Source organism: Arcanobacterium canis (genome assembly GCF_029625435.1).
GTDB classification, from domain to species: domain Bacteria; phylum Actinomycetota; class Actinomycetes; order Actinomycetales; family Actinomycetaceae; genus Arcanobacterium; species Arcanobacterium canis.
The window spans coordinates 694,797-720,287 of record NZ_CP121208.1 but is presented as its reverse complement, the minus strand read 5'-3'; the positions used below and the strand labels follow the sequence as shown (position 1 = coordinate 720,287).

The 25,491-nt window shown below is 55.0% G+C and carries 21 protein-coding genes; 10 read left to right on the top strand and 11 right to left on the bottom strand.

Going from position 1 to position 25,491, the window contains the following annotated elements:
• Nucleotides 1–25: 25 nt before the first annotated feature.
• The 5 genes from P7079_RS03190 to P7079_RS03170 form a co-directional block, all read right to left on the bottom strand.
• Entirely contained in the window at nt 26–676 is a 651-nt protein-coding gene (locus tag P7079_RS03190; protein ID WP_278013388.1) for a histidine phosphatase family protein, read from the bottom strand.
• Nucleotides 673–1,119 (bottom strand): ribosome silencing factor, encoded by a 447-nt coding sequence (gene rsfS, locus P7079_RS03185; protein ID WP_278013387.1) that lies wholly within the window; start codon nt 1,117–1,119, stop codon nt 673–675. Before rsfS ends, P7079_RS03190 begins: the two co-directional genes overlap by 4 nt.
• Before the next feature lie 25 nt (nt 1,120–1,144).
• A complete protein-coding gene (locus tag P7079_RS03180; RefSeq protein ID WP_278013386.1) occupies nt 1,145–1,951 on the bottom strand; it encodes a hypothetical protein in 807 nt (268 codons plus the stop codon).
• Entirely contained in the window at nt 1,948–2,589 is a 642-nt protein-coding gene (gene nadD, locus P7079_RS03175; protein ID WP_278013595.1) for a nicotinate-nucleotide adenylyltransferase, read from the bottom strand. Before nadD ends, P7079_RS03180 begins: the two co-directional genes overlap by 4 nt.
• 91 nt (nt 2,590–2,680) lie before the next feature.
• Nucleotides 2,681–3,961, bottom strand: a complete 1,281-nt coding sequence (locus P7079_RS03170) for a glutamate-5-semialdehyde dehydrogenase (RefSeq protein ID WP_278013385.1) — start codon at nt 3,959–3,961, stop codon at nt 2,681–2,683.
• Between the two features lie 160 nt (nt 3,962–4,121).
• Between P7079_RS03170 and trxA the strand changes: the two genes are divergently transcribed.
• Nucleotides 4,122–4,493 (top strand): thioredoxin, encoded by a 372-nt coding sequence (trxA, locus tag P7079_RS03165; protein ID WP_278013384.1) that lies wholly within the window; start codon nt 4,122–4,124, stop codon nt 4,491–4,493.
• A 43-nt stretch (nt 4,494–4,536) separates the two neighbouring features.
• Here the strand turns inward: trxA and P7079_RS03160 are convergent, their stop codons facing one another.
• The 3 genes from P7079_RS03160 to obgE all read right to left on the bottom strand — a co-directional run bounded on the left by P7079_RS03160 (nt 4,537) and on the right by obgE (nt 8,325).
• The gene (locus P7079_RS03160) at nt 4,537–5,508 is read right to left on the bottom strand and encodes a type 1 periplasmic-binding domain-containing protein (protein ID WP_278013383.1); all 972 of its coding nucleotides are present in this window, start codon (nt 5,506–5,508) and stop codon (nt 4,537–4,539) included.
• Between the two features lie 202 nt (nt 5,509–5,710).
• On the bottom strand, nt 5,711–6,805 hold the full coding sequence (proB, locus tag P7079_RS03155; protein WP_278013382.1) for a glutamate 5-kinase: 1,095 nt from the start codon (nt 6,803–6,805) through the stop codon (nt 5,711–5,713).
• Nucleotides 6,805–8,325: a GTPase ObgE gene (gene obgE / locus P7079_RS03150; protein WP_278013381.1), complete on the bottom strand. Its 1,521-nt coding sequence runs from the start codon at nt 8,323–8,325 to the stop codon at nt 6,805–6,807. Before obgE ends, proB begins: the two co-directional genes overlap by 1 nt.
• 265 nt (nt 8,326–8,590) lie before the next feature.
• Between obgE and P7079_RS03145 the strand changes: the two genes are divergently transcribed.
• From P7079_RS03145 to P7079_RS03130, 4 genes are read left to right on the top strand one after another with little or no spacing between them, the layout of a single operon-like run.
• Nucleotides 8,591–10,285: an L-lactate permease gene (locus P7079_RS03145; protein ID WP_278013380.1), complete on the top strand. Its 1,695-nt coding sequence runs from the start codon at nt 8,591–8,593 to the stop codon at nt 10,283–10,285.
• A 43-nt stretch (nt 10,286–10,328) separates the two neighbouring features.
• Nucleotides 10,329–11,117 carry a (Fe-S)-binding protein gene (locus P7079_RS03140; RefSeq protein WP_278013379.1) on the top strand — a complete coding sequence of 263 codons (789 nt, stop codon included), beginning with the start codon at nt 10,329–10,331 and terminating at the stop codon, nt 11,115–11,117.
• Between the two features lies 1 nt (nt 11,118).
• Nucleotides 11,119–12,747, top strand: coding sequence for a LutB/LldF family L-lactate oxidation iron-sulfur protein (locus P7079_RS03135; protein WP_278013378.1), 1,629 nt, complete (start codon nt 11,119–11,121; stop codon nt 12,745–12,747).
• Nucleotides 12,747–13,391 (top strand): LutC/YkgG family protein, encoded by a 645-nt coding sequence (locus P7079_RS03130; RefSeq protein ID WP_278013377.1) that lies wholly within the window; start codon nt 12,747–12,749, stop codon nt 13,389–13,391. Before P7079_RS03135 ends, P7079_RS03130 begins: the two co-directional genes overlap by 1 nt.
• 294 nt (nt 13,392–13,685) lie before the next feature.
• Here P7079_RS03130 and rpmA read toward each other — a convergent pair whose 3' ends face one another.
• The 3 genes from rpmA to P7079_RS03115 all read right to left on the bottom strand — a co-directional run bounded on the left by rpmA (nt 13,686) and on the right by P7079_RS03115 (nt 17,014).
• On the bottom strand, nt 13,686–13,943 hold the full coding sequence (gene rpmA, locus P7079_RS03125; protein WP_278013376.1) for a 50S ribosomal protein L27: 258 nt from the start codon (nt 13,941–13,943) through the stop codon (nt 13,686–13,688).
• Nucleotides 13,944–13,981: 38 nt separating this feature from the next.
• Nucleotides 13,982–14,287 carry a 50S ribosomal protein L21 gene (gene rplU, locus P7079_RS03120; RefSeq protein ID WP_278013594.1) on the bottom strand — a complete coding sequence of 102 codons (306 nt, stop codon included), beginning with the start codon at nt 14,285–14,287 and terminating at the stop codon, nt 13,982–13,984.
• A gap of 153 nt (nt 14,288–14,440) precedes the next feature.
• Complete coding sequence (locus tag P7079_RS03115; RefSeq protein ID WP_278013375.1) at nt 14,441–17,014, bottom strand: Rne/Rng family ribonuclease; 2,574 nt, start codon at nt 17,012–17,014, stop codon at nt 14,441–14,443.
• Nucleotides 17,015–17,527: 513 nt separating this feature from the next.
• Here P7079_RS03115 and P7079_RS03110 point away from each other — a divergent pair.
• The 5 genes from P7079_RS03110 (at nt 17,528) to P7079_RS03090 (ending at nt 25,422) form a co-directional block, all read left to right on the top strand.
• Nucleotides 17,528–19,033 (top strand): cytochrome ubiquinol oxidase subunit I, encoded by a 1,506-nt coding sequence (locus tag P7079_RS03110; protein WP_278013374.1) that lies wholly within the window; start codon nt 17,528–17,530, stop codon nt 19,031–19,033.
• 11 nt (nt 19,034–19,044) lie between these two features.
• A complete protein-coding gene (cydB, locus tag P7079_RS03105) occupies nt 19,045–20,172 on the top strand; it encodes a cytochrome d ubiquinol oxidase subunit II (protein ID WP_278013373.1) in 1,128 nt (375 codons plus the stop codon).
• Between the two features lie 110 nt (nt 20,173–20,282).
• Nucleotides 20,283–22,037 (top strand): thiol reductant ABC exporter subunit CydD, encoded by a 1,755-nt coding sequence (cydD, locus tag P7079_RS03100; protein ID WP_278013372.1) that lies wholly within the window; start codon nt 20,283–20,285, stop codon nt 22,035–22,037.
• Complete coding sequence (cydC, locus tag P7079_RS03095; RefSeq protein ID WP_278013371.1) at nt 22,034–23,797, top strand: thiol reductant ABC exporter subunit CydC; 1,764 nt, start codon at nt 22,034–22,036, stop codon at nt 23,795–23,797. The genes cydD and cydC overlap by 4 nt, the downstream gene beginning before the upstream one ends.
• Nucleotides 23,794–25,422 carry a GAF domain-containing sensor histidine kinase gene (locus P7079_RS03090; RefSeq protein WP_278013370.1) on the top strand — a complete coding sequence of 543 codons (1,629 nt, stop codon included), beginning with the start codon at nt 23,794–23,796 and terminating at the stop codon, nt 25,420–25,422. Before cydC ends, P7079_RS03090 begins: the two co-directional genes overlap by 4 nt.
• The last annotated feature ends 69 nt before the right edge of the window (nt 25,423–25,491 follow it).

The window sequence follows — 25,491 nt, the reverse complement described above, 5'->3', positions numbered from 1 at the left end:
ACCTCCCCCACCATGGTGAAACACGTCACGCCACATTTGGATCCATACAAACTTCTTCAACATACGCATCCATCCGGTTATATGCAGCCAGTCTCCAGCTACCTGGGGTGCGCCCAGCTTTGAGGACAGCCCAGTGACAGTTATCCAGCACAACGAGCGGGTAAAAACTCGAAGGATGCCCCCCGAAGAGGCTCACGATACCACATGAAATAATTCCACCGTGTGCCACCGCAAGAAGAGTCGATCCATCAGGCATATTGTGCGCATGTTCCTGGATCGCCGTTGCAAAGCGCGCACCGGCGTCATCGCGCGTCTCAACGCCAACACCTTCCGGGTCGGCTCCAGCACGCCAGGTCACCCACTCCTGCGGCCATCCCTCGCGGATTTCTTCAGACGTTAAGCCTTCCCACACGCCGTAACCACGCTCACGCAGACGGCAGTCAATCACGGGATCCAGACCAATTCGCCTCGCTACAGCGTCGGCAGTAGCCTGTGCACGTCCGAGGTCTGACACCACGATTTGATCAATTCCGAGCGTTGCCAACTCAACCGCTGCTCGTTCAGCCTGCGCAATCCCGGTAGCGTTCAACGCGATGTCGCTCGCCCCTTGGACCCGACGACATTTGTTGAAATCAGTTTGCCCGTGACGCCACAGGATAAGCGTCGATGCACTCACTGATCATCCTCCGCGGTTTCCTCACCTTCCCAGCTGTAGAACTCCATTAGCGAGGTGCGCTCAGGCTCACGCTCAACAGTGACTTCCTCGGGAAGTTCAATTTGCGGGCAATCGGCCCAGAGCTTTTCAAGGGCGTAAAACTCGCGATCCTCGTCCTGCTGAACATGAACCATCACAGCACCGAAATCGATGAGCACCCAATGGGCCTCACCTTCCATGCCCTCACGGCGCACACGCTTGTGGCCTGCCTTATGCATGTTCTCTTCAATAGAATCAACGAGAGAGCGTACCTGGCGCTCAGATGATCCAGATACCACCACGAAAGCATCCGTGAGTACTAAGCGCTCCGATACATCAATCGCGACAATCGAGGTAGCTTTCATATCCGACGCTGCACGTGCGGCAACGATCGCCATGTCAATAGATTCAGGTGTAGCGCTCACAAATTTCCTTTCGCGCAAAATAAAATTAGAGAAGAAGGGCAGATGCTGCGGGTTCGTATGTTCCTGCAGAGAAGAAGGTCTGATTCACCCAGGTACCGACGAGGTAGCCCACCAGAACACCAATGACAATGATCAAAATCCACCCCAAAATGGAACGGAATGTGGACGGTTCGTCATCTTCTTCATCTTCAAAATCGACATAGTCGGAATCCGCACGAACAGCTGCAACCTTTTCCGTGGCATGAACGTCCTGATCAATCGTATCTGAGTGCGAGGCAGTCTTGAAAACGCCTGGTTCTTCTTCAGCACCGATCGACACACTATCGCGCGATGTCATCGCGGTAAGTCGCTGGCGGAGAGACGGTGCATCATCGTCGATGTCATCATCCTCTTCCTGCTTTTTCTCGAATCGATCGAAGACAGATTTGCGCTCTGGGCTCTCATTTGGCATGTTGTCTGCCGCGATTTGTGAAGACGCATCATTAACGACAGCAGATGATTCTTCGGTTACAGGCTCAGCCGACGCCTCGTCAGCTAGGTTCTCATCCTCAACCTGCGCTACGGTATCAGAAACGTTCATCTCATGTTCAGTAGTGCTAGGCTCAGGCGCTTCTTCTGCTTTCTTCGCCTCGCGTGCCTGCTCAACAGCGCGCTGTGCCTCAAGCGCCGCCGTACGGGCCTCTTCGCGTTCGCGCATACGTATCTCTTTACGCGACATCCGCCCCAGACGCAGTTCAGCGGTTTCTGTCAGAGGCACGGCATCCGCCGGACGCGTTGTGAGCTTTCCTTGCTCCTTCAACATGCGCCGGGTCAATCGCGGTTCGTCACTCATTTTTTCTCCTTCCCAGAATCGGCATTTGGTTCGTAATCACCAACGACCGACGCAAGGGCAGTCGTATTCGCTTCCTCTGGTCTATACAAATGATACTTGCTGATGTATCGAACTACCCCATCAGGCATCAGATACCACACAGGAACCCCACTCGCGACGCGATTTCTCACCCCCGTGGACGAGATTGCCATCGCAGGAATTTCAAGGACAGACACTGATCCTTCGGGCAGTGCTGAGGTGTCAAGAACGTGCCCTGGACGGTTCACACCAACAAAATGTGCAAGGTCCCACAGCTCATCTTGGTCTTTCCACCGCAAAATTTGCGGCAGCACATCAGCACCGGTAATGAAAAACATCTCTGCATCCGGGTACACTTTTCGCAGATCGCGAAGCGTGTCAATCGTGTAGGTCGTTCCACCGCGATCAATATCGACTCGCGACACGGAAAAACGCGGATTTGGCGCTGTCGCAATCACTGTCATCAAGTAACGATGCTCGGCGAAGGTCACCCGCTTACCTTTTTTAAACGGCTGCTCAGCAGTTGGAACGAACACCACTTCGTCAAGATCGAAGTAGTGCTGGACTTCCGAGGCAGCCACTAAATGTCCATTATGGATAGGGTCAAAAGTACCGCCCATAATGCCGATTCGCCGACGTCGGTGCTCAGTTTTGTTATAAACCTGGCTTTTGCGATCGCGTACCTCGCCCGACGACGGATCGATCCAGGTGTTATCTGACATGACCATCACCTTGCAAAATCCATGTGGTGGTAGTCAACGCCTCAAGCCCCATCGGCCCGCGAGCATGAAGTTTTTGAGTCGAAATCCCAATCTCAGCTCCCAATCCAAACTCCCCACCGTCAGTAAAACGGGTCGAAGCATTCACTGCCACAACCGCGGAATCCATCGAGTCAACGAATTGCTGGATCGTCGAATAATTTTCTGACACAATCGCTTCGGTATGCCCGGAGGTATAGGTGAGAATATGCTCAATAGCCTCATCAACGTTCTCAACCACCTTCACCGCGAGTTCCAGAGCAAGGTATTCCGTGGCCCAGTCCGCGTCAGTCGCGGCAAGAATATCTGCCGACGTCGGAGCATATGTAACCGTGGCACTGTCGCCATGAAGCACGACACCCGCTTCACTCAAGCGCTCCAGCATCTGCGGCAGGAAATCCTCGGCGATATCTCGGTGAACAAGCAGCGTTTCAGCGGCATTACAGACACCGACACGCTGCGTCTTGGCATTCATGACAATGGCAGTCGCCTTCTCAATGTCCGCCGCAGCATCCACGTAGATATGAACGTTGCCAACACCCGTCTCGATGACGGGTACGGTAGCCTCGCGAATCACCGTTTGGATCAAACCTGCTCCCCCACGGGGAATCACCAGGTCAACAAGCCCGCGCGCACGCATCAAAGCAACAGCTCCTTCGCGCCCAAATTCGTCCACACTCGCTACCAAGTCTGGCGAGAAGCCCTGGCTGGTAATCGCCTCACGCATCACCTCGACAATGGCACGATTCGACTGCGCCGCCGCATGACCCCCTCGAAGAATTGCAGCATTTCCCGATTTCAGTGCAAGCACTCCAGCATCGACAGTGACATTCGGGCGCGACTCATAGATCATGCCCACTACCCCCATCGGTACACGCTTTTCAATGAGGTTCATCCCATTAGCCAGTGTCGATCCACGAACCACCTGCCCTACTGGATCAGGGAGGGCAACGATGTCACGAACCGAGGACGCAATCGCGCGCACACGTTCGTCATTGAGCAAGAGGCGATCGAGGAGACCAGGTGATGTACCTGCTGCGCGTCCAGACTCAAGATCGCTAACATTTGCAGCAACAATCGTTGCCGAGTTCTCCTCGAGCGCCGTCGCAATCGCGCTCAGCAGAGCATTCTTACGGCTCGTCCCTACATGCCGCAGTTGGCGCACAGCTCGCTTTGCACGAGAGGCAATTTCCTTGACGCCCTCACTCACCGCGTCATTGACCTGCTGATCCATTTGTCCCCCTTGTGGACGATACCTGCATCAAAATTATCGTTGTCCAAAGTGCCATAATATATGGCAACACCTAAAAGTATGAGTTTAGTCCAACGAGATCGGGAATAAATTTTTACCGACCACGTTGGTGCTGGTGTAACAAACAAAGAAAGGCTTTCTCATGGCAACCATCGAAGTTACCTCTGCAAACCTCAACGACACCATCGGCAATGGCATCGCTGTTCTCGACTTCTGGGCTGCATGGTGTGGCCCATGCCGCCAGTTCGGCCCGACTTTCGAGGCTGCTTCTGAAAAGTATCCCGATATTACCTTCGGCAAGGTTGATGTTGACGCTCAAACGGAAATTGCTCAGACCTACGGTGTGATGTCAATTCCAACGCTCTTCATTTACCGTGACGGCGTTCAGCTCTACCGTGGTGCAGGTGCCCTTCCAGCTGCTCAGCTTGAGGATCTTATCGAGCAGGCGAAGAACCTGGACATGGAGGAAGTAAAGAAGGCCGCTCAGCCACAGAACTCTGGCTACGAAGACTGAGTCACTTCTCTCGTGGGGTGACGGTTGATCGTCACCCCACATTTCATTTGTGCTCGCTACGGTAGGAGTTCTTCTCGCGCCACGTGCGCGTACGTGCGCGCATCAGAGGCACAACTCCTTTAAGAATTGATGACTGATCAGAGGGCAACGAACACGGCATGAACCACACGCCGTCGGCTGCGCCCATACCAACCCACGCTTCAACAGCGTCGGCAACGTCGTAGACCGTTCCCAGCACACGCATACGACCACCGAAGAGATTTCCTACGTGAATCGACCCCACTAATTCTGCACGATCTTGCGCAGCGGATTCGGTTGCCGAGATGACCACTCCTACCTGGGCATAAACATGGATTTCTTTTCCCATTTTCTCTGCTGCCTCCCGTAGAGAAAATCGTGCTCGGTGTGCCACAAGCAAATCTGGACAACGCAATTCAATGGCATCCGCATATGGAACGATAACATCGACACGTTGCGGCACAAGTTCAGCTTCCGAGATGATCACCAATAATTTGACGCCTGCTTCTCGAGCTTTCGCAGCCACACGGGCTAGACCAAGAAAATCTGAACTGTCATTCAGATGAAAAATCAGACCACCCCATCCATCTACCTGACGTGCGATAAGGTCGATCGCCTGGTTCATCAGTTTCGGCACACCAGGCACCTCCACCAAGATACCACCCGTAGAGTACGGAGCTAGCCGAGCAGCAGCGCGAGCACCATCGAGCATTGCCTCGCGTGGATCAATATCCGCACGCAAGAGAAAACGAGAATCGATGGATACGAAGTCCATTCCCCCAGCCTGCGCCGCACGCATTGCACTTCCCAGACGTTGCCAATTGACCTGGAGAGGCCCCAGCTCATGCCGGAAGGCAGGATCAACATCGCCCGCGGCACCTAAAGCTCCAAGCTCAAGGCCGAAGTAGGCAAGGCACACCTGGTCACGAACGAGTAGCTTTGGATCGATCTCGAATGTTTCCAAAGCTCTCGCTGAGGCGGTCAATTCTAGCGTCATCGTTTTCCTACCTGGGTTTTCCGAATGGTGCTGAGAAAAATCTACCGCGGATACGGAGATATTTTCATTCAACACCTGGAATAACTATTCAAAATACTGTGATGGCATGAGGAATTTTGAATAATGTCTGAATTCTACTAGGTAAAGCACAGGAAAGAAAAAATGAAACATCTCGGCGTGTGCGATCGATAACAGTCGTCACCTAACAGCGGACAAGATCATCGGCATGAACAATCGGACGAGGAGCACGTCCGCCGTCGTCAAGGAAGCGACGAATATCCGCTGAGGAGTAGCCCGCCAACCCGCGAGCGACTTCGGTACCGTGCGAATCCAGCACCCGCACAAGCGCACCGCGCGAAAAGGTGCCACGCACTTGCGTCACCCCCACACACAACAAGGAAGCCCCTCCCGCACGCACCACTTCGGCAGCGCCGTCGTCAACCACGATTGAGCCACGCGCTTGTGCCACATTCTTCAGCCACAGATGGCGTGCGCTTTGACGTCGCGCTTGCGGCACAAACCAGGTACCAACTTCATGCCCATCCAGAGCTTGAGAAAGATTGTCAGCTGACGTGACCAAAGCGCCCACGCCTCCAGAAATGGCAATCTTGGCAGCTTCAACTTTCGTTTGCATTCCACCTGTTCCAACGTCAGATCCCTTGCCAGTGATAGTGAAGCCTTTCACTTGCTCCATCGACGTTACTTCGCAGATCAGTCTCGCACCTGGCTCCGATGGAGGTGCAGTGTACAAGCCATCGACATCAGTACACAGAATCAGTGCAGTTGCATCGACAAGATGCGCAGTGAGCGCCGCAAGACGATCATTGTCTCCAAAGCGAAGTTCGCCTGTGACCACAGCATCGTTCTCATTAACAATCGGAACGACGCCATGGTGGAGCAAACGTCTCAGCGACCCTTGGGCGTTAGCATAATGCGTTCGATTCAGAACATCCTCTGGAGTCAAGAGCACCTGGGCAATGGTGATGCCATAACGCCCAAATTCGCGGGTATATGCAGCCAACAGACGCACCTGGCCGACCATCGAGGCGGCCTGCTGGTCACGAAGCATCTTCGGGCGCGAAGCAAAGCCGAGGGGTGCGAGTCCAGCCGCAACGGCACCTGAGGACACGAGCACCACTTCCTGGCCACGTGCATGAGCTGCCCCGACGACGTCCACAAGCGAGGAGAGTGCTGGCTCGTTGAGTGCTCCGTCTTTGGTCAGCGACGACGAGCCAACCTTGATGACTAGTCGTTTTGCCTGACCGAGAAGAACACGGTTGGCAAGAAGAGTTTTCACTATACCTCCGGGTCAGTCCAAATTCCGCGCTGGCGCTCGTCGAGAAGTTCCTGACGCGCAGCTTCTTTCGCATCCATGTTCTCGTGGAACGCAGCTTTACGCTCGGCATGGGTTGGGCGGTGACGTTCGTACAAACGATCATCGGTGCCACGCGGCGACAGCAATTCAGCGCCAGTGGAAACTAATGGTTCGAAATCGAAGACAAAGCCGTCTTCTGCAGCGCCAATAACCACAGAATCTCCAGCACGGGCGCCTTTCTTCAATAACTGCTTTTCGATGCCGAGCGTAGTGAGACGATCAGCAAGGTAACCCACAGCTTCATCGTTGGCGAAATCGGTTTGGCGAACCCAACGCTCCGGTTTGTAACCACGTACCTCCCACAGAGGCTCGCCCATGTATTCGAGACGTCGGATCGTGAACGCGTTGGATTCGCGGCGCTCCAGAGGCCGGATCACCGGACGAGTTTCAGATTCAGCTGGCGCCATGTACTCGCGCATCTTATCAACGAGCCCAGCGAGGGCATACTTAAGTTCTTTGAGGCCATCACGTGAAACAGCAGAGACGATATACACCGGGACGTGCCGTTTTTCGATCTCATCTTTAACAAATTCCGCCAGTTCACGGGCTTCGGGAACGTCCGCTTTATTCAGGACAACCACGCGCGGGCGCTTCATCAACGGCACAACTCCGTCCATCGGCGGCACGCCCTTGGCATAGGCGCTGAGTTCAGCTTCGATAGTATCTAGATCGCTGAGTGGGTCACGGCCAGGCTCCAACGTCGCACAATCGAGGACGTGGACAATTGCTGAGCACCGTTCGATGTGACGCAAGAATTCATGTCCAAGACCTTTACCTTCCGAGGCACCCGGAATCAGACCCGGCACATCAGCCATCGTGAAACGCGAAGACCCGGCATCGACAACCCCGAGATTGGGAACCAAGGTTGTGAACGGATAGTCGGCAATCTTCGGACGCGCTGCGCTCATCGCAGCAATCAGCGACGACTTTCCCGCTGACGGGAAACCAACGAGCGCGACGTCGGCAACTGACTTGAGTTCGAGGCGGACATCCTTCTCCTCGCCCTCTTCTCCCAGCAGCGCAAAGCCCGGCGCACGACGCTTCGGAGAGGCAAGAGCAGCGTTTCCAAGACCACCGAAACCGCCCAAGGCAGCGATATAACGATCACCATCGCGCGAGAGGTCAGCTAGCATCGAGCCATCCATATCTTTGACAACGGTACCCACCGGCACCTTCAAGATGAGATCGTCACCGCGCTTACCATGGCGAAGATCACCGGCGCCCGGCGCACCGTTAGGCGCAACCTGGTGAGGATTGCGTTGGAGTGTCAGCAAAGATGTCTCGTTGCGATCAGCAAGAAGAACGATGTCTCCACCGTGACCACCGTTTGCACCGTCTGGCCCGCCGAGCGGTTTAAATTTCTCTCGACGCACGGAGGCAACACCGTTACCTCCCTTGCCGGCTAAAAGGTGCAAAGTGACGCGATCAATAAAATCTGGCATGTATACAAGTGTATGCGAGAGGAGCTCCGAGCGACATGAAACACCAGCAACGGAGAGTAAACTCGCATCCACGTCTCTATTGCTCCACCACCAACTCGCGGTTGTGACTTCCATACTGTGACCCACATCCCCCCGTATTTACGCAACAAATTTGGCCCGTAAATGGACATCGCACGGAGCGCATTTATTCCAACACTTCCTTATGCTTGCACTAGGGCTATTGACGGCCTTTAGTCGCATTTTCAAAGAGGAAGGCAATGCACCCTTGAACGCAATTATTACGAGCGCCGCGTTCGCGCCGAACCCCACTTCGATTGGTGGATCAGCCACACTCAGCGCCCTCGTGGGCATCCTCCCGCTTATCGCATTCTTCGTACTTCTCGGCGTCTTTAAGTTAAAGACCCACTGGTGCGCGCTCGGTTCACTTGCCATCGCCGCAGTGTCTGCCGCACTTGGATTTGGTATGCCAGCTGGCATGGTCTTCTCATCCGCGCTGTACGGAATTGCATTCGGCTTGTTGCCGATCATTTTTATTGTCATCGCTGCCGTGTGGCTTTACAACATCTCTGTGAACTCTGGCCGCGCCGAAGACGTCCGCACAGTGTTCTCAGCAGTTGGCCGCGGTGACATGCGCGTTCAAGCCCTTCTTATTGGCTTCTCTTTCTGCGGCCTCCTCGAAGGCCTTGCAGGTTTCGGCGCACCGGTTGCCATCGTAGCCGCAATGCTCGTCTCGCTCGGTCTACCTCCGATCAAGGCAGCAATCGTGACAATGGTCGGAAACGCTATCAACGTCGGCTTCGGCGCAATGGCTATTCCTGTCACCACCGCTGGCAAACTCGGTGGCCTCGCCGGAGCTGATCCCGGCACCGCTGTAGCATTCAAGGCAGTGTCCATCACTCCGTGGATCGTCGTCCTCGTGCCGATCTTCCTTCTGCTCATCATCGACGGCGTGCGCGGGCTCAAGCAGCTGTGGCACGTGGCTCTCTTCCAGGGCGTCATCACCGCTATTGGCCATATCGTCGCAGCAACCTTCATCTCCTACGCTTTGACCGCAGTGCTTGCTTCTCTCGTCGGATTCGCAGCTGCAGCAGCAATGATCGCTCTCAAGCAGCCTGAGATCCCCGAAGAGTTCCACACATCCTCGAAGGACGCCGGCACACTCCCATCCCGCCAGCGCGTCACTTTGGCACTATTGCCTTACGGCCTCGTCGTCATCATCTTCGCTATCTACAAGCTGTGGAAGTTCGGCATTGACGTTCCGGCCACCCTCGCTCAGACGGATATCCCGTTCCAGTGGCCCGGCCTCTATGGACATCTGATGACGGCTGATGGTCAAGTGTCGAAGTCTGCAATCTACAATCTCCAGATTCTCAACTCCCCTGGCTTCATGATCGTCATCACTGCACTGATCGTGTCAGCCGTCTATGCCTGGAAGTCCACACCACAGTTCCAGTTCACTTTCGTTCAGGGCCTGAAGACCTTCGTTGACACCCTTGTATCGCTGCGTTGGTCACTTGTCACGATTGCTCTGGTGATGTCACTCGCCTACGTCATGAACTTTTCCGGTCAGACTGCCGCCATCGGAACGGCACTCGCCGCTACCGGTGCAGCCTTTGCTTTCCTGTCCCCGATCCTTGGCTGGGTCGGCACCGCAGTGACCGGATCGGCAACATCTTCCAATGCCTTGTTTGCGAACCTCCAAGCAACCGCAGCACACGGCATCGGTGCAAGCCCGGACGTCTTCCTCGCCGCAAACTCCGTTGGTGGCGGCATCGGAAAGATTGTCTCCCCGCAGAACCTCGCAATTGCCTCAACAGCAATTCAAAAGCCCGGTACCGAGGCAGAAATACTTCGCAAGGCCGCCCCGTGGTCCATTGGACTGCTCGTTTACCTGTGCGCTTTAACCTACCTGATCGCAAACGGAATCTTGCCAGCGTTCACCTACGTGGTCGCCAACTAATTCTTTCACCTAAAAATTCACAATCATTAAGAAAGCAGGTCTCATGAAAGTCGCTCTCTTCGCTACATGCATCGGAGACGCTATGTTCCCGCAGGCACCACAAGCAACTCTGCAGTTGCTCACGCGTCTCGGAATTGACGTCGTTGTTCCGCCGTCGCAAGCATGCTGTGGCCAGATGCACGTCAACACCGGCTACTACCCCGAGGCGATGCCACTGATCGAGAACCACGTGCGCACCTATGAACCCGTCCTCGACGGCGAGTGGGACGCAATCGTCGTCCCCTCCGGCTCCTGCACCGGTTCGATCCGCCATCAGCAAAAGCTCGTCGCCGATGCTCAGGGACATCCAGAACTGGGAACGAAGGCACAGGCAATCGCGAACAAGACATACGAGCTTTCTGAATTCCTCGTCGATGTGCTTGGTACCGACGACGTTGGTGCTTACTTCGCACACCGCGTCACCTACCACCCCACCTGCCACTCGTTGCGAGTCGCACGCGTTGGTGACAAGCCAGAACGTCTGCTACGCAATGTTCGCGGAATTGATTTCGTGGAGCTTCCACACGGTGATTCCTGCTGCGGCTTCGGTGGCACGTTCTCCTTGAAGAATCCTGATACCTCGGCGTCGATGCTCGCGGACAAGATGACCAACATCAAGTCCACTGGCGCCGATGTCCTCGTCGCCGGCGATTACTCCTGCCTCATGCATATCGCCGGTGGTCTCGCTCGCAACCGCGCTGGTATCCGAGCGATGCATCTTGCTGAAGTTCTTGCCGGCACCGAGGATCAGCCTTGGATCCCGGCAGCGTCCACTGTGAAGGTTGGTGCATAACATGTCCACATTCCTCGGAATTCCCAAGGTAATCTCCAAGTTCACCGGTGCTCCGGTCACCAAGGCCGAACCCGCGCTTAGATCGACGCATCACCAGTGGGTGAATGGCGATCCGATCCCGCAAAACACGCTCCGCTGGGGTGCTTCCTTCCCTGAAGGCGCTGAGGTGACGTTGAAGAACACTCAGATGCGTAAGAATCTGGGTTATGCCACCACGACGATCCGTAACAAGCGCAACGCGCGCGTTGAAGAAATGCCAGATTGGCAAGACCTGCGCAACGCCGCTTCTCAGATCAAATCAGCAACGATGTCACGCCTACCTGAGCTTCTTGTCCAAATGGAAGAAAACGTTCAGGCCCACGGCGGTATCGTTCACTGGGCACGCGATGCCAAGGAAGCCAACGAAATCATCTACTCCATTCTGCAAGAAAAGCAGGTCAAGGAAGTCGTCAAGATTAAGTCGATGGTGACCCAGGAAATCAACATGAACGAGTTCCTGGCTGAGCGTGGCATCGATGCGTTCGAAACCGACCTTGCAGAACTGATCGTCCAGTTGGGTAAGGATATGCCCTCGCATATCGTGGTTCCGGCGATTCACCGTAATCGCGCGGAGATCAAGGAAATCTTCGAGCGTGAGATGGAAGACGCTCCAGAGCACCTCGAAGCAGAGCCACACGCGCTTGCGATGGCAGCTCGTGAGCACCTGCGCGCAAAATTCCTCAAGGCAAAGGTTGCGATCTCTGGTTCGAACATGATGGTTGCTGATACCGGCGCACTGTCCGTATACGAGTCTGAGGGCAATGGCCGTATGTGCCTGACACTTCCAGAGACCTTGATCTCGGTGGTCGGCATCGAAAAAATGGTTCCTTCGTACGAAGACATCGAGGTGTTCTCACAGCTTCTGCCACGTTCGGCCACTGGCGAGCGGATGAATCCTTACACCTCCTTCTGGACCGGCGTCACCCCAGGAGACGGCCCTCAAGAATTCCACTTGATCCTTCTCGACAACGGTCGCACTAAGACCCTTGCGAACGAAGTTGGCCGTGAGGCTCTTAACTGTATTCGCTGTGGTGCTTGCATGAATGTGTGCCCTGTATACGAGCACGTTGGTGGCCATGCCTACAATTCGGTCTACCCTGGTCCGATCGGCGCGATCCTCACTCCACAACTCCTGGACGGCCGTGACCATCATGATCCTGTTCATACTCTCCCCTATGCCTCTACTCTGTGTGGAGCATGTGGCGATGCTTGCCCGGTCAAGATTGACATCCCGGGAATTCTGGTTCACCTACGCCACGAAATCACCGAGCAGAACCGCGGCGGTATCCCTAACGGTTGGGATATCGGTATGAAGGTGTCATCCAAGGTAATGGGCAATGGCAAGATCTGGGGTACTGCAGAAAAGGCAGCGAAGTTCGGCCGTATCGTCGCTGGTAAGGATGAACGCATCTCATCTGTGCCGTGGCCAGTGAGTGCGTGGACCCGCAACAAGGACATCCCTGCCCCGCCGTCGCGCTCGTTCCGAGATTGGCTTGCCGAGGAAGAGAAGGCAGGCAACGAGCCAACCAAGGCAAAGGGAACACCAGCAACGCCTGCTGGTTCACAAATCCACACGAAGGAGGAGAACTGATGGGTGCCCGCGAAGACATTTTGGCAGCCGTGCGTGGAGCTCTCAAGGACTCCCCGTATCCCACCCCCGAAGTTGAGCGTCACTACCGTATGGAAGGAACCGACGCTCCTGGCTCAGAGCCCGTGATCGCTGACCTGATCGAAAAGCTCGAAGACTACAACGCCGTCGTCGTGCGCACCAACGAGGCGGGGATTGAAGATGCCATCGCTCACTTCCTCAATGGTCTGTCATCCGTGGTCGTGCCGAACGGCCTGAAGGATTCCTGGAAGGAAGCTGCCGGGCGTGACGGCCGCTCTGTGCGTGAAGATTCCCGTGAATCACATCTGACTCACAAGGAGCTCGATGAGACCGACGCCGTCGTGACGGCTTCGCGTGTGGCGATCTCTTTGTCTGGAACGATTATTCTGGACGGTGAGCCCGACCAAGGACGTCGTGCTATCACTCTCATTCCAGATACCCACGTAGTGGTTCTGTACGCGCGTGACGTGTACCCCACTGTACCGCAAGCCGTGCGCATTCTCGGTGAAAACCCGACACGACCGACCACCTGGATCGCAGGCCCATCAGCAACCGCTGATATCGAGCTCGTGCGTGTCGCCGGGGTTCACGGGCCACGCAACCTTCGCGTGGTGATCGTCGACTAAACTTCGTTATCGTTTATCGATCGATGGTGCCCCCGTGGTGATCTTGCCACGGGGGCAGCATTATCTTTCTTCTTAAGCACGATGGAGGCAATACTGATCCCTTCACAAATGCACATCGCTGAAGATTCGCACAATGCAGAGAGACAAAAATTCCCTGCTCAGATCTCGCCATCTCCGTTGCTACGCCTGAAGGTGTGAAAGATTCTTTCACTCAATAAGAAAAGTCGAGGCCGGGATAACTCCCAGCCTCGACTTTTGAAATATGTTGTGTGAGGATTTCTCCTCTGCTCAGGCTCAGGCCTGCGCAGCCACGACGTTCACGACCTTACGATCGCGGCGAACGCCGAATTCAACCGTGCCAGCCTCAAGGGCGAACAAGGTATCATCTTTGCCACGGCCAACGTTGGCACCTGGGTGGAACTTGGTGCCACGCTGACGGATGAGGATCTCACCCGCGTTCACTACCTGGCCGCCGAAGCGCTTCACGCCGAGGCGCTTCGCGTTCGAATCGCGACCGTTATTCGAGGAGCTCGCGCCCTTCTTATGTGCCATTTCAGACCTTCTTCTCTAAAGCTCGGGACGGACCGTGGTCACTTAATGCCGGTAACCTTGAGGCGGGTCAGCTTCTGGCGATGACCCATACGCTTACGGTAGCCAGTCTTGTTCTTGTACTTGATGATCGAGATCTTCGGACCCTTTTCATCGCGAACAATTTCGGCAGTAACCTTAGCGGTAATACCCTCGGCGGCGGTGGTGACCTTGTCACCGTCGACGAGCATCAGTGGCTCAAGCTCGACCTTCTCGCCGGCTTCGCCTGCCATCTTGTCCACAACGATGATGGATCCGACGGACACCTTCTCCTGGTGGCCGCCTGCCTTCACAATCGCGTAAACCATTTTGCTCATCTTCCGTCAGTTGGGATGCACCGAAGTGCACTTACGATTATAGGGACGCGTAACAACGCGCCGACAATCCATAATAAATGGATTCGTCAGGTGAAACAAGTTGGCATACGGCGACGCACGCCACAGTTTCACCTTTCTTTTCCTTTACTTCTTCGGGAAGCTCAGGAACGCCGAAGTTGCCGAAGAAGGAGGGGTAATCGTCCCCGACGAAGAAATAATTCTGCTTCGACGTGCGGGTTTATTCGTCGCTGACTCCTGCACTTCGCCCGCAGTACGTGTTGCTTCGTCTTCAGTGCGAGCCTGATCAGCATCTTCCATCTTCACCGGCGCAGAATCGCCCGACGAATAACGATCATGTTGCTCCTGATCTACAGAAGCCTTACGAGGACGCCCCCGACGTCGAGCCGGCTTTTCCTCCATGCCATCCTCATTCACAGGCGAGTGTGTCTGAGACGAAGAGTCGTCAGACTTCTTTCCACGCCCACGCCGGCCACGGCCACGCGTGGGCATATCGCCTCCCGCCATGTCATTCACACCGTCTGCAGCATTATTCGAAGCCTCGGCCTCGTCATGCTTGTGTACAGCAGCCGCCGCGATTGAATTCAATGCAGCTTTCACCTCAGAGCGCTTTGAATCATCAATTTGCTCAGTCTCAGCTTTCGCCTTCTTGGAATAAGACTTATCACGCTTCGCATCAGCCTTTTCAGCTTGCTCGGTCGTTTCTCCACGCTCAACAGGATGTTCGTGAGTAATGTAGCCACGGCCTTCACACGCTTCACAGGTAGTGGAGAACGCCTCCACGAGCCCCTGCCCCACACGCTTACGCGTCATCTGAACCAACCCAAGGCTCGTCACTTCGGCTACCTGGTGACGGGTACGGTCCCGGCCCAAGCATTCGATCAAACGGCGAAGCACGAGGTCACGATTTGCCTCAAGAACCATATCAATGAAGTCAACGACAATAATTCCGCCGATATCACGCAAACGTAGCTGACGCACGATCTCTTCAGCCGCTTCGAGGTTGTTCATGGTAACGGTTTCTTCCAAGGTTCCACCCTTGGCACCGGTGAACTTTCCAGTGTTGACGTCGATGACCGTCATTGCTTCAGTGCGATCAATAACCAGCGAACCACCCGACGGCAGAATCACTTTGCGGTCAAACGCCTTTTGGAGCTGCTCGTCAACGCGATTTGCGGCGAAAATATCATCGGCCGATTCCCAGTGCTCCACACGGTCGATCAACTCAGGCGAAAGATCTTTGACATACTCCGAAATTGTGGCCCACGCATTGTCACCTTGCACCTTCAATGAACGGAAATCCTCATTGAAGATATCGCGAACCACACGAACAGCCAGTTCAGGTTCACCCTTCAGTAGCGACGGTGCGTTCTTCGTGGACTTCGATTTCGCCTCAATATCTTCCCAGCTCTTGGTCAGACGCTCGATGTCGTCACGCAGCTGCTCTTCCGTAGCACCCTCTGCGGCAGTACGAACGATAACACCGTGTCCTGCCGGAACAATTTCCTTCAGGATCTTCTTCAGGCGGGTCCGCTCACGCTCAGGGAGCTTGCGCGAAATTCCGGTCATTGCACCTGAGGGAACAAGGACGAGGTGACGTCCAGCAAGAGTGACCTGCGAGGTCAGTCGAGCGCCCTTGTGGCCAATCGGATCCTTCGTCACTTGAACGAGCACGGTATCGCCACTCTTGAGCGCTTGCTCAATCTTGCGAGGTTTACCCTCAAGCCCGGCCGCTTCCCAGTTCACTTCACCAGCATAAAGAACAGCATTTCTCCCCTTGCCGATATCGACAAACGCCGCCTCCATCGAAGGCAACACATTTTGCACACGGCCGAGGTAAACGTTGCCGACCATGGATGTCTGCGTGTGGCGGGCCACGAAATGCTCAACGAGTACGCCGTCTTCAATAACGGCAATCTGGTTCAGACCGTCACGTTCACGGACCAACATCTCACGATCAACTGATTCACGGCGTGCCAGGTACTCCGCTTCAGATACCGTCTGCCGACGTCGGCCCGCTGCACGGCTTTCCTTGCGGCGCTGACGCTTTGCCTCTAGACGAGTCGAGCCGCGGGGAGCTGAGACTTCCTCCGAGTCAGAGCGACGACGTCGGCGACGACGAACCGCGACTTCCATCTCGTCAGATTCGACGGTTTCCTCATCATTCATAGAGTCAGCCTTCTCAACCGGTGTGGACTCTTCACTTTCAGATGACTTCTTGCGACGCGTCCGCTTCTTCTTCGGCGTTTCCTGGACTGCATCGTTAACGGGCACCTCTTCTTGAGGGCTACCGACTTCAACCTCGGCGCTCTTGCGACCACCACGCGTTCCACGACGCCGGCGTTTCGGGGCATCTTCTTCACTGTTTGACACAGATTCATCCGACGCTACTTCAGATTCTTCAACCGCAACACTCTTGCGCGCACGGCGGGCACGAACAGCCTTTTCGACATCTGGCTCCTGGAAAAGCAAAGCTGTCATCGGAGCCGAAGCAACGACGTCGGTAGCATGTGCAGTATTGTCAGCTTCAGAAAAAACTGATTTTCCCTTTTCTTGAGCAAGCACCGCGAGTGACTGCGCAACAGATTCCGCTGCACCTTCATGCTTTGCCGGAGCCTTGCGGGAGCGCGATGCTCGTTTAGTTACGGTCTTTTCAGTGGCACCCGTGGAGGCCACTTTCTCATTGGCTTCTTCAGCCATCTTTATTCTCCTGTAGCGCATGCAGACATCGACAGCACGCAGGTTGTCGCGAATCAAGTTCGCGGAAGTCTTCGGTAGAGAGAAAGGGCGGCAACGCTCACGCGGCGCACAACTTTCTCTATACGGAGCGATGTCCTCCGTCCGCACTTATTCTACACTGCTCGCGTCGAAGGGCGAAGAATGGTGGGACACACATCCGAAAATCCCAAAAATAGGACCAAAATCCCGGATCACATGTCAATGAATTGACAGCAGGGAATTGGGTGTCAGAATCTTTTTTAGCTCGAAAAACGTCACACTTCGGGGATATAAAAATTTCCTTACATACTTTGCTCAATTTGTCAGAAACGCGATGTAGCTAACAGCTTGGAAAATGTACCCTAATAGCTGGAAATATGCCATAAAAGCGAGGAAGATGGAGGAGTCAGAGTCTCGAGAGTCCTCACTCACCGGATCACTCGAGAAGCGGCTCGACACAATCGAGCCGACACAACGTCTAAGAAAGGTGATCGAGTGAACGTCGACCTCGCACGTTGGCAGTTCGGTATCACAACGGTGTACCACTTCCTGTTGGTCCCGTTGACAATCGGACTTTCGCCACTGGTTGCAGTGATGCAAACTCGGTGGCTCAAGAGCGGAGACCAGCGATGGCTCCGACTTTCTGAGTTCTTCGGCAAGATCCTCCTCATTAATTTTGCCCTTGGTGTGGCAACCGGAATCGTCCAGGAATTCCAGTTCGGCATGAACTGGTCCGAGTACTCCCGATTTGTCGGTGATATCTTCGGCGCTCCACTCGCATTCGAAGCTCTCCTCGCATTCTTCTTGGAGTCCGTCTTCCTAGGAGTATGGATCTTCGGCCGCGGTCGCGTATCGCCCAAGGCACACACCGCATCGATTTGGCTCGCAGCACTGGGAACGAACATCTCGGCACTGTTTATTCTTGCCGCAAATTCCTTCATGCAGCACCCGGTTGGAGGCGTGTACAACCCTGAAACTGGGCGCGCAGAGCTCGAAGGAATCGGTGGATTCCTGAAGGTCATTTTCTCCCCCACCACACTGTACGCATTCGCACACACCATCACGGCTTCGCTGCTCGTAGCAGGCGCGCTGATCTCGGGTATTTCTCTATGGTGGCTCGTTCGCCGTATGCACGCAGGCGATGTCACTGAAGCGACTAATTACTGGAAGCCAGCCGCACGGTTCGGTCTCATGACGATGCTCGTTTCTTCACTGTTGGTGATCGGCACCGGCCACTTTATGGGCCAGCATGTTGGAGAAATTCAGCCCACCAAGATGTCTGCCGCAATGGGTATCTACGAAGGCGGTGAAGCACACAAGCTTGGTCTGGCTCTGACGTCAACCACACTCTCAGAGGACTCCGTGATCACGATCCCGATCCCCGGTTTGGAATCCTTCGCTGCAACTAACCACTTCACTGGTCCAGATTCTTATATCCCAGGAACCAAGGACCTCCAAGAACAGTTTGCAAAGACTTTCGGCGCTGAAGTCAATGGTCAACCGATCAATTACATTCCGAATGTTTTCATCGCGTTCTATTCGTTCCGCATCATGATGGGCCTTGGCTTCGCATCATTCCTGCTGTCGCTGATCGGCCTCTTCGCCATCAAGGCAGACAAACTCCCCACCTCGAAGGGACTCGCTCAGCTTTTCGTCTGGACAATCCCCTTCCCATACCTTGCATCGATCTTTGGCTGGATCCTCACCGAGATGGGGCGTCAGCCATGGGTTGTCTACCCAATCGTGTCGGAAATGGGTGTCAAGGACTCCAACCAGATGGTCAAGCTTCTGACTCAGAACGCAGTATCACCGACTGTTCTCTCAGCAGAGATCGCGATCTCGATGATCGTCTTCACCCTGCTCTACGCGGCTTTGGGAATCGTGTGGTTCCTTCTCGTTAAGCGCTACACCAAGGAAGGCATCAACACGAATGCCAACTACGAGGTGAAGTCGGTTGACCTCAAGGCCGAACCCAACGCTACCCTGAGCTTCAACTACTAAGGAGAGTCAACATGGAACTTACTTTTCTTCAGATTCTCTGGTTTATCCTGATCGCCGTTTTGTGGATTGGCTACCTCACACTTGAAGGCTTCGGCTTCGGCGTCGGTATGCTCTTCCCCTTCGTGGCAAAGAATGACCGCGAGCGACGCCTCGCTCTGGGCACTATTGGCCCGCACTGGGATGGCAATGAAGTATTCTTGCTCACCGCTGGTGGCGCTACTTTCGCAGCATTCCCTGAGTGGTACGCGACGATGTTCTCAGGAATGTACACCGCTCTGGTACTTATCCTCGTTCTTCTCATCATTCGCATCTGCGCACTTGAGTGGCGAGGGAAGATCAATACCGCTAAGTGGCGCCAGGTGTGGGATATTCTCCACACAAGCGTTGCATGGCTTGCGACCCTTGTCTGGGGTGTTGCATTCGGCAACCTCGTACAAGGCATGAAAATCGAAGTGGGACACTTTGAAAACGGCGCTTTTACAGCTGCTGATCCAAACGCAGTAGATGCAGCGCTCAAGGCTGGCGACCAGCACTTCCTAACGGGTGGTTTCTTCTCGCTGTTCACTCCGTTCACGGTGTTCTCTGGTCTCGTGTTCCTCGCAATTTTCGCCACGCACGGCGCACTCTTCATGGCCATTAAGACTCGCGGAGAGTTCTCCACTCGCAATCTTGATCTCGCAAAGAAGCTGACTCTGGTCACAGTTGTTGGCGCAGCTGCATGGGGCATGTGGGCAAACTTCGCTTACTCTGCCAATGCGCTGAGCATCATTCCGCTTGCGGTTGCCGCAGTTGCATTCATCGCTGCTGCTTTCTTTGCTTCCACGAACAAGGATGTCGCAGCATTCTTCTCCTCTTTCACTGCTATCGCGTTTGCTGTTGTCTTCGTCTTCCTGACCTTCGGAGCTAATGCTCTGAAGTCATCTGTGGACAGCAAGTACAACCTCACGTTGGCACAGGCCTCGGCAACTGGCCCCACCCAGGTGGTGATGACCATCGCAGCAGTGATCTTCGTGCCGATTGTTCTCGGATACACCTTCTGGGCGTACAAGTCCTTCGCGGCTCGTATGGCCGTTGAGAATGTTCCCGAAAAACCGGCCGGCCTCGGTCCGCAGGTTCGTGCATTCGAAACCGCGCAGTGATCGAATAATTGTTCATGCGGGCGGGTGGGGCTTTCCCCCACCCGCCCGCATTCGTTTTCTCACCGCCTGCCCCAGTAAAATGACAGGGCTAAACGAAAGGAGGGCCAGTCGTGAAGCCTTTTGATCCGCGCTTGATCCGCTACGCCTCAGCCGCCCGTACTTATATTGCATTCCTCGTTGTGCTCGGAGTTATTTCTACTGCACTAATCGCAGCCCAAGTATTTCTCATTGCATACGCTGTTGAACCAATTTTTTACGGTGACGGACCGCAGGAAGCTCGACTCATCCTTGCGCTGGTTGCAGTCATCATGGCTCGATCTGGTGTGACCTATATTCAAAAGGCAATCGGCCACCGTGCTGCATTAACAGTCATCGCCGATCTGCGCGCACAGGTCTTGCGACATTCAGGTGATCTTGGCGAACGCTGGCTTGCCGAAGGCAACTGCGCAAAAGTTGTCACACTCGCAACTCGAGGCCTCGACGACCTTGAGGACTACTTCGTCAAATTCCTTCCTGAACTCTTTCTCACAGTCATCGCAATGCCGATATTGCTCCTGGCCGTTGCCTACCTTGATTGGCTTTCAGCTCTCCTTATCGCCGCCTGCATTCCTCTGGTCCCGCTCTTCATGATCCTCATCGGCAAACTCACTTCTCGCTACTCTGCGAAACGTCTCAAAACAATGGAAGAGCAATCAGCCCAGTTACTTGACCTCTTAGCAGGGCTCCCCACACTCAAGGCCCTTGGCCGCGAAAAAGGCCCCGACGCTCATGTCAAAACTCTCGGCGATCGTTTTGCCTCCTCAACTCTTCAAACTCTCGCGGTCGCGTTCTTGTCTGGCGCGGCGCTTGAATTCCTCACAACGCTCACGACGGCACTGATCGCTGTCGAAGTAGGTTTCCGTATGGTTAATGGATCAATCCTCCTGGCACACGGATTGATCTTGATTATGCTCACTCCCGAGATTCTGCGTCCGCTACGTGAAGTCGGCACACAATTCCACGCTTCAGCAAATGGAGTGGCCGCAGTCGAATCTGCGCTAACGCTCCTGACCACACCGATGACCACTCCTACCGGAACCAGCGAGTGTCCTGATCTACGCACGCATCCGATTTCTTTCATCAACGTGTCATTCGCAGCTCAGGGACGGGCCACAGTTGCACCCTCGCATCTGTCAGGCACTGTGTCACCGGGTGAGGTCACCGTCTTACGCGGCCACTCAGGTGCAGGGAAAACAACTGCCGTCTCAATGTTGCTCAGTTTCCTCTCCCCCTCCGAGGGCGAAATCCGCATCGGCGATACTCCTCTGTCGAAGATCTCGCCCGAGTCACTGTGGGAAAAAATTACGTGGGTTCCCCAGCGCCCGGCACTCATCCCTGGTACCGTCACCGAAAATATCGGTGTGAGTCCGCAAGCAGCACAACGAGCTGCGGAACTCACGGGTTTTGCCGACGTCGTCGCTACACTCCCTGATGGATGGGACACACGCATTGGCTCAGGTGGTGTGGGTTTGTCAGTAGGACAACGCCAGCGACTTGCACTAACCCGCGCACTTGTACACCCTCGTCCACTTATCGTGCTTGACGAGCCATCAGCCCATCTTGATGCCACAAGCGAAACCTACGTGATCGACGTCGTCAAGGAATTGCGCGCTGCAGGTCACACCATCCTTGTGATCGCTCACCGTACGTCGCTAGTTGCGCTTGCGGACAACGTGATCTCCGTCGAATCGTCAAGGCGTGACATCACGGAAGAACTCGCTGCTGAATCTGCACGGCGCGAGGCAATCGCAGCAGTAAATCGGGTGCTTGACGGCGAAGCAGACTACGCCATTCCCCCAGCTCTCAGAAACGGAGGCGCACGATGAGTGTCCTGAGCAAAGCAGACCGCCACGCACTCAAACGAGCGATCGAGCTCCTTGACTACGACAAAACAAAATTCGTCGCATCAGTCGCTGCAGGAACCGGCGCGATTGGATCCGGAGTTGCATTGGGTGCAACATCTGCCTGGCTTATTGCACGCGCTGCTCAATTGCCTCCGGTACTCGATTTGTCCGTCGCATCCGTTGGTGTTCGTGCCTTTGGCGTGGGTAAAGCGATTTTCCGTTACCTCGAACGGATTGCCTCGCACTGGGTTGCCCTCTACGGCATGTCCAATCTGCGCACATCGATTTATTCAGCACTCGCAAATTCGCGTACGGATCGAGTGACGTCCCTCCGACGCGGCGATCTGCTCGCACGTACCGGCGCCGACGTCGATGAGGTTGGTAACCTGGTGGTCAGGTCAATGCTCCCAGCTGCTGTAGCACTGACAGTCTCCACTATTTCACTCGCGATTGTCACTCTACTTTCCCCACTGATTGGTCTCGTTTTTGCCGTCACTCTTATCCTGGCTGGCCTCGTCGCTCCGTGGGTGGCAATGCATGGTGCGATTGCCCAAGAAGCGCAGGTCGAAGATCGTGCAGTGTTGGGCTCAGAAGCGTTAACGCTCCTTGAACACGCCAGCGAACTGCGCATTTCGGGTCGTCTTGAACAAATGGAGAATGCTCGTCAGGCAACCGAAGAACGCATTCGCCAACATCGCGATCGGGCCGCACGGCCCCTTGCGCTCGCCGCCGCGCTCGATGTCCTCGCATTGGGGGCCGCAGTGGTCAGCGCAATCGCAATAGGGGCATGGCAGGTTCGCATGGGCACACTCTCCCCCGTCAATTATGTGGTGTGTGTCCTCACTCCGCTCTCTGCTTTCGAAACCACTCAACGCCTGAGTGATGCCGGCATCCAACTCATTCGCTCTGCCGCCGCCGCCCGCAGGATTATCGACATTCTCGACGACGACGCAGTGCCACAGATCGCTCATCGTTCCACCAACACCAGCCACCACAACGCATCGGGACTGGTCACCAACGACCTCGTCATCGGGTGGCCCGGTGGCCCCGACGTCGGCAACATCGGTTCGCTCGCCGTCCAACGCGGACAGTCCCTGGCTATCGTCGGTGCCTCTGGAATCGGAAAATCCACGTTACTTGCAACGCTTGCTGGCCTTATTCCTCCTCACCGTGGCTCAGTTCAGCTGGATGGAGATGAAGTGAGCCAGCTCGAGCGTCGTGACGTGTCACGATCATTGATTTTGACTGCGGAAGATGCTCATGTTTTTGCGACGTCGGTACTCGAAAATATTCGAGTAGGTCGCGGTGATATTACTGAGGAAAAAGCTCTCATGCTGATCGAGCGAGCAGGGCTAGGCGATTGGCTCTCGCAGCTTCCCCACGGTCTGCATACTCAGCTGGGATCTGATGCGACGACGATGTCGGGAGGTGAACGTCGACGTTTGTTGTTGGCTCGTGCGCTTGCCTCACAAGCCGATTTTCTGCTTCTTGATGAGCCTGGCGAGCATCTCGACCCGGCAACAGCTGACCAACTCATCACGGATCTTCTCAAAGCTGGACGCGCAGAACGCGCAGTAGTTCTTGTCACTCATCGTCTAAGTCCGCTGATGGCTGCCGACCGGGTGATCGTTCTTGGTAGCGTGGAAGGAGTCGCCCATGTGGTTGCAAGTGGAACGCACAAGGAACTCGCTGAAACAAATGAGTCGTATGCATGGGCATTACTGCAGGAGGGTGAGCGATGAGCATCATGGACGTGATCAGCGAGGCACTGGCACTGACAGGAAATCTCGAGCGCGAAAAAGCACTCCATTATCTTGCTGATTCCGCACGTTTGCTAACGGGTGCTGAATTCTCTGCTATCTCCGTGCTCGACTCTCACGGAGAAACGATGGAGTTCATTCAATCAGGGATGGACGAAGCCACGGCACGAGAACTCGGACGTCCCCCACGCGGGCATGGTCTCTTCCATCGCGTTCCTGCCTTTGGATACCTCATCGTCAATGACCTCCCCCCGATGCCCCGTAAACCTCATTCAGATGCCCATCCACAGTTGAATTCATTTCTCGGTGTCTCGATTCCGATCGACCAACAGGTATGGGGGCGTCTATACCTAACAAATAAAGCGGGTGGCTTTACCGACGATGACGGTAATAACATGCGCCTACTCGCGCGCGCTACCGCGATTGCCGTGACGAACTCACGTCTGTATGCTCAGGCACGAAATCGTGCTGGCTGGCTCAATGCCACCCAGCACATTGTGTCTGCACTTCTTGAAGGGACCGACGAAGACGAGGCACTCGAAGTTATCACGCACGAGATGCGTTTGGCTGCTGAAGCTGACGCCGCTGTCATGGTTCTTCCCTCGATCAACAACACCTGGGTTGGCGAGATTGTTGACGGGGATGCAGGTGATCTTCTCGGTGTGGAATTTCCGCCGAATGGGCGCGCGCAAACCACAATCTCCGAACAATCAGGCATGGTGATCGATTCGATGCAGCGTTTGCGCACTGTCCGACTCGACCAAATGCGCCATTGGGGCCCAGCTCTTTATGCTCCTTTGATTGCCAAAGGCGTCGGTAAGGGAGTGATTATCCTCTTGCGCCGCCCAGGAAAGAAAGAATTTAATCTCCATGACCTTGCCATGGGTGAGAACGCGGCGAAGCAAGCTGCCATTGCGCTTGAACTCGCCGAAGCTCGATTCGCTTCCGAGCTAGCATCAGAGTTAGATCAACGCTCGCGAATTTCACGCGACCTTCACGATCTTGCAATTCAGCAGCTTTTTGCCTCGGGAATGCATATCACCGCGGTCAAAGAGGATCTTGAACAGCGCGATCTTCCCCATGAGGTTGTTGATTCTCTTGATCATGCCATCAAGGCGATTGACGATTCCGTGTCCCAAATTCGTGCCATTGTGCGCAGACTTCGAGATTCTGAATCGTCTGCAGCTGTAGCTCCACGTCTAGCAGACGAAGCATCGAAAGCTCGCGAGATGCTAGGATTTGCTCCCTCGCTCATCATCACGTGGAATGGCAAGCCCTTCGAAACAGAAAATGAAATGACACTCATTGATGACGCCGTCGGGGCCGATATCGCTGATGACGTCGTGGCAGTCGTGAGAGAAGGACTGTCCAATGCTGCCCGACATGCACACGCATCGTCTGTGTCAGTCCACGTTGACGCTTCCCCGCATGAACTCATCATTGAGGTGGCCGACGACGGCGAAGGGATTACCCCAACGCTCGGCCGACGCTCTGGGACATCGAACCTCGCTGCACGAGCACGCCGCCACCGTGGCGAATTTGTGCTCGGGCCACGCCCCGATGGTAAGCGCGGCACACTGATGAAATGGAGCGTCCCACTGCACTGAAAAATACCAGGGGGATGACAAGAAGGCGGGGAACTCCAGATATGAAACTCCCCGCCTTCTTTCTCGACG

Excerpts from the sequence above, each read along its gene's own strand:
- nadD (WP_278013595.1), bottom strand. The coding sequence starts at position 2,589 with ATGGGCGGTACTTTTGACCCTATCCATAATGGACATTTAGTGGCTGCC.
- P7079_RS03115 (WP_278013375.1), bottom strand. The coding sequence starts at position 17,014 with ATGGCTGAAGAAGCCAATGAGAAAGTGGCCTCCACGGGTGCCACTGAA.
- P7079_RS03130 (WP_278013377.1), top strand. The coding sequence starts at position 12,747 with ATGGGTGCCCGCGAAGACATTTTGGCAGCCGTGCGTGGAGCTCTCAAG.
- P7079_RS03160 (WP_278013383.1), bottom strand. The coding sequence starts at position 5,508 with ATGACGCTAGAATTGACCGCCTCAGCGAGAGCTTTGGAAACATTCGAG.
- P7079_RS03140 (WP_278013379.1), top strand. The coding sequence starts at position 10,329 with ATGAAAGTCGCTCTCTTCGCTACATGCATCGGAGACGCTATGTTCCCG.
- P7079_RS03180 (WP_278013386.1), bottom strand. The coding sequence starts at position 1,951 with ATGAGTGACGAACCGCGATTGACCCGGCGCATGTTGAAGGAGCAAGGA.
- P7079_RS03090 (WP_278013370.1), top strand. The coding sequence starts at position 23,794 with ATGAGCATCATGGACGTGATCAGCGAGGCACTGGCACTGACAGGAAAT.
- cydC (WP_278013371.1), top strand. The coding sequence starts at position 22,034 with ATGAGTGTCCTGAGCAAAGCAGACCGCCACGCACTCAAACGAGCGATC.
- rpmA (WP_278013376.1), bottom strand. The coding sequence starts at position 13,943 with ATGGCACATAAGAAGGGCGCGAGCTCCTCGAATAACGGTCGCGATTCG.
- P7079_RS03170 (WP_278013385.1), bottom strand. The coding sequence starts at position 3,961 with ATGGATCAGCAGGTCAATGACGCGGTGAGTGAGGGCGTCAAGGAAATT.
- cydB (WP_278013373.1), top strand. The coding sequence starts at position 19,045 with ATGGAACTTACTTTTCTTCAGATTCTCTGGTTTATCCTGATCGCCGTT.
- P7079_RS03135 (WP_278013378.1), top strand. The coding sequence starts at position 11,119 with ATGTCCACATTCCTCGGAATTCCCAAGGTAATCTCCAAGTTCACCGGT.
- rplU (WP_278013594.1), bottom strand. The coding sequence starts at position 14,287 with ATGGTTTACGCGATTGTGAAGGCAGGCGGCCACCAGGAGAAGGTGTCC.
- trxA (WP_278013384.1), top strand. The coding sequence starts at position 4,122 with ATGGCAACCATCGAAGTTACCTCTGCAAACCTCAACGACACCATCGGC.
- obgE (WP_278013381.1), bottom strand. The coding sequence starts at position 8,325 with ATGCCAGATTTTATTGATCGCGTCACTTTGCACCTTTTAGCCGGCAAG.